At 44.7% G+C, this 3991-nt stretch carries 2 protein-coding genes; one reads left to right on the plus strand and one right to left on the minus strand.

Annotated elements, in window-relative coordinates; genetic code table 11:
- Positions 1-219: 219 nt before the first annotated feature.
- Positions 220-2685: an endopeptidase La gene (lon, locus tag VLN09_RS01985; RefSeq protein WP_325243544.1), complete on the minus strand. Its 2466-nt coding sequence runs from the start codon at positions 2683-2685 to the stop codon at positions 220-222.
- Positions 2686-3137: 452 nt separating this feature from the next.
- Between lon and VLN09_RS01990 the strand changes: the two genes are divergently transcribed.
- Positions 3138-3991: Na+/H+ antiporter NhaC family protein (locus tag VLN09_RS01990; protein WP_325243543.1), on the plus strand; the 854-nt coding region annotated here is incomplete at its 3' end.

Raw genomic sequence — 3991 nt, forward strand, 5'->3', positions numbered from 1 at the left:
AACAGAAGTAGACTGACAGCCTGCTAACGCTGCCGGAAGAGAGACAGCGAGCAATAAGGATAAAGTTAATGGACGTACAATCATTGTTATTACCATATAAACATTTGTCCAAAATATAGCATAAGGTTTTATTTAGATTGTTGCTTATTATTGCCAAAAAAAAGCCGCCTACATTGCTGTAAGCGGCTTTTTTAATATTTGACTGTTAAGCTTTTACACTTAGTTATGTAGCGCTTTACCTTTGGTCTTATCAACCGTTACTTTGGTAGGTTTTAGTGGCGTTGGCATACTCACCAAGGCAACCTTCAATATCTCATCAATCGTCGCGACTGGCTGAATGGTTAAGCCTTCTTTGACGTTATCAGGGATATCCGCCAAGTCACGCTCGTTGGTCGCTGGAATCAATACGTGCTTGATACCACCACGATGCGCAGCAAGTAGCTTCTCTTTTAGACCACCGATGCGTAGGATTTTACCGCGCAGGGTAATCTCACCTGTCATGGCAATATCTGGACGAATGGCAATCCCAGTTAAAGCAGATACCAGCGCTGTCGTTAGCGCGCCACCAGCAGATGGACCGTCTTTAGGTGTGGCGCCTTCTGGCATATGGACGTGGACGTCAGTCGTTTTAAACGTCTCGTAGTCAATCCCTAAGCTGTCACCACGCGCACGTACCACACTCATAGCAGCACGAATAGACTCTTTCATCACATCGCCGAGTGAGCCGGTAAAGATAAGCTCACCTTTGCCTTTCATGGCGACCGCTTCGATAGTGAGTAGCTCACCACCAACTTGTGTCCATGCAAGTCCAGTAATGCGACCAATCTCTGGCTCTTCTTCGGCTAAACCATAGTCATACTGGTGAACACCTAGATAGTCATCAATGTTTTTGTCATCGACTACGACCAGTTGACGTTCTGCTCTTTTCGGAGCGCGGGCGCCATGCGTTTCGACCGAACCGCGAACGACTTTACGGCAGATTTTATTCACTTCACGCTCAAGGTTACGTACACCAGCTTCACGCGTGTAGCTACGGACGATGCTGTGTAATGCTGCCTCAACAATCTCAATCTCGCCTTCTTTGAGACCGTTATTTTTAATGGCTTTTGGCACAAGGTACTTTTGCGCGATATTCACTTTTTCTGCTTCGGTATAACCCGGTAAGCGAATAACCTCCATACGGTCAAGCAGCGCAGCTGGAATGTCCATACTGTTAGCGGTACAGATAAACATCACTTGTGATAAATCTAAGTCCATATCTAAATAATGGTCATTAAAAGTATCGTTCTGTGATGGATCTAGCACCTCAAGCAATGCTGATGATGGATCACCGCGGAAGTCATGCGCCATCTTATCGATTTCATCCAATAAGAATAGTGGGTTTTTGACTTTTACTTTTGCAAGTGATTGAACAATTTTACCTGGCATCGCACCGATATAAGTACGGCGATGACCACGAATCTCCGCTTCATCACGTACGCCGCCAAGCGCCATACGCACGAACTTACGACCCGTTGCACGAGCAATCGACTCACCCAATGAGGTTTTACCAACACCCGGAGGACCGACTAAGCAAAGAATCGGACCGCGCAGTTTTTTCACTCGCGATTGTACGGCGAGATACTCTAAGATGCGATCTTTAACATCTTGTAAGCCATAATGATCTTCATCTAAGACGGTTTTGGCTTTATCTAAATTGATAGAAACTTTAGTCGTCGCATTCCACGGCGTGTCCAAAATCCACTCAATATAGTTGCGCACCACTGAAGACTCGCTTGATGCAGGTGGCATCATTTTGAGCTTTTTCATTTCTTGCTCGGCTTTTTTGCGCACATCTTCTGGCAAGTCAGCTTCGTCTAGACGTTGCTCAAGCTCAGCCACATCATCTTCACCATCAAACGCACCGTCATTCATATCTGACAGCTCATTCTTAATGGCTTTCATCTTCTCGTTTAAGAAGTATTCGCGCTGGTTGTCTTCCATTTGCTGACGGACAGCTTCTTGGATATCTTGCTCGATGTTTTGCTCAGCACTTTGCTTGACGAGATATTCGGTCAAAGTATTGATATGGGTTTTGATATCATTTTGTTCTAAAAATGACTGCTTGATATCAAGATCCATCGAAACGCGAGTTGAGATAAAGTAGACCAGTTCAAGCAAATCATCAATACGCTTTGCAACGCGCGTTAGCTCACGGGCATTACGCAGGCGTGCATCTGCATAGCTCTCAAACAGTGTGGTCAAAGCTTTGATGGTGTTTTTCTGCTGACTCTCATCCATGCTGACATCAAGGTCAGCACGCTCAAAGTTTGCCATCAATAAGTCGTCATGACTCTCTATCGAATCAACACGCGCACGATATTGACCTTCAATCAATACTTTGATGCAGTTCTCATCGTTATCATGCGGCATGGTGCTGACGATACGACATACTGTGCCATATTGATATAAGTTGTCATGATCAATATCTTCAGTAAGCGAGTCTTTTTGTGCAACAACTAGTACTTTATTGCCGTACTCAGCTTGTGCCAACTCAACCGCTTTGACTGAAGGTTCACGACCGACAAATAAGGCAATCTGCATATGTGGATAGACGACAACATCGCGCAGTGCTAATAGGGGTAGATAATCTTCAACTGCATTGTCTTTAGCAGTATCGTCTTCTTGAGCAGTATCAGATACCATGTCCCGCTCGTTTTCTACTGCGTTGTCAGATGAGGTCTTTAGCTCGCTTTGTTGCTTACTTTGTTGACCATTGTCATCAGCAACGGTAGATGATACGTCGACATCGATGTCGATATTGTCTTTATCAATTTTATGTTCACTCATATATTTTTCCTCGTTCACCAGACTTGTAAAGTCAAGTTAGTGGTTCATGTTTAATAAATGGTGCTGCTATATAAAATTGCAAGGCTCTATCCTTAACAGTAGCAGGAATATTACTCCTTTATTTGCTTTTTCTCTGCTGTCTGCTAGGTTCTGCGCGTGGGCTTTATGGGTAAAATCAGGTAGAATAGCGCGCGTCTTAATCGCTCCGTTCAAATAGAGACTGTGTGGATTAAAATGCTAGGGTAAAACAAATAGGTCAGCAATGTTGTCAATAGCGGGCTACAAAATATAGGGTAAGGGGCGAGAATATGACCATCAATGCGGTACTACTAGCAGTAGCCATCATGCTAGGGCTGTCTTTAGCGCGGGTACACGTGGTACTCAGTTTGTTAATCGGTGCGTTAGCAGGCGGGCTCATCGCTGGTCTCGGGATGACTGATACCTTGAATGCCTTTCAAGAAGGAATCAAAAACGGCGCACAAATTGCATTGTCTTATGCGCTGCTAGGTGCGTTTGCAGTAGCAATCGCCCATTCCGGCTTGCCACAATCTTTGGCAGGGGCAGTGATCAAGCGTATTGATGCAGGCGGCACCAGTGGCATGATTAAGTATATGCTGTTTGCAGGTCTTGTCACCATGAGCTGCTTTAGCCAAAACTTAATCCCGATTCATATTGCCTTTATTCCACTGCTTGTGCCGCCGTTATTATTAGCATTTAACCGCATGCAAATCGATAGACGTTTGATTGCTTGTCTGATTACCTTTGGACTTGTCACGACTTATATGTTCATTCCTTATGGGTTTGGCGATATTTATCTGAATCAGATTATGCTCAAAAACGTTGGCGAAGCAGGTATCGATGTTGCTAATATCTCAGTCACCAAAGCCATGGCGATTCCAGCACTCGGTATGCTTGTTGGTTTATTGATTGCCGTCTTTATCAGCTATCGTAAACCGCGCCAGTATCAGCAGCTGGCAATTGATAAAGAAGCACGTGATGCTGTAGTAGAAGGTGATGCGTTAAGCAAAACCGCAGCTACTGCGCAGATACAAAGCAAGATGAAGACCATCGTCGCGCTGATTGCTATCGTTACCGCTTTTGTCGTGCAGCTATATACTGACTCACTTTTGCTTGGTTCGATGTTTGGCTTTGGCGTCTTTAT

The sequence above is a fragment of the Psychrobacter sp. genome, from assembly GCF_035469765.1.
Taxonomy (GTDB): domain Bacteria; phylum Pseudomonadota; class Gammaproteobacteria; order Pseudomonadales; family Moraxellaceae; genus Psychrobacter.

Excerpts from the sequence above, each read along its gene's own strand:
- lon (WP_325243544.1), bottom strand. The coding sequence starts at position 2,685 with ATGGTATCTGATACTGCTCAAGAAGACGATACTGCTAAAGACAATGCA.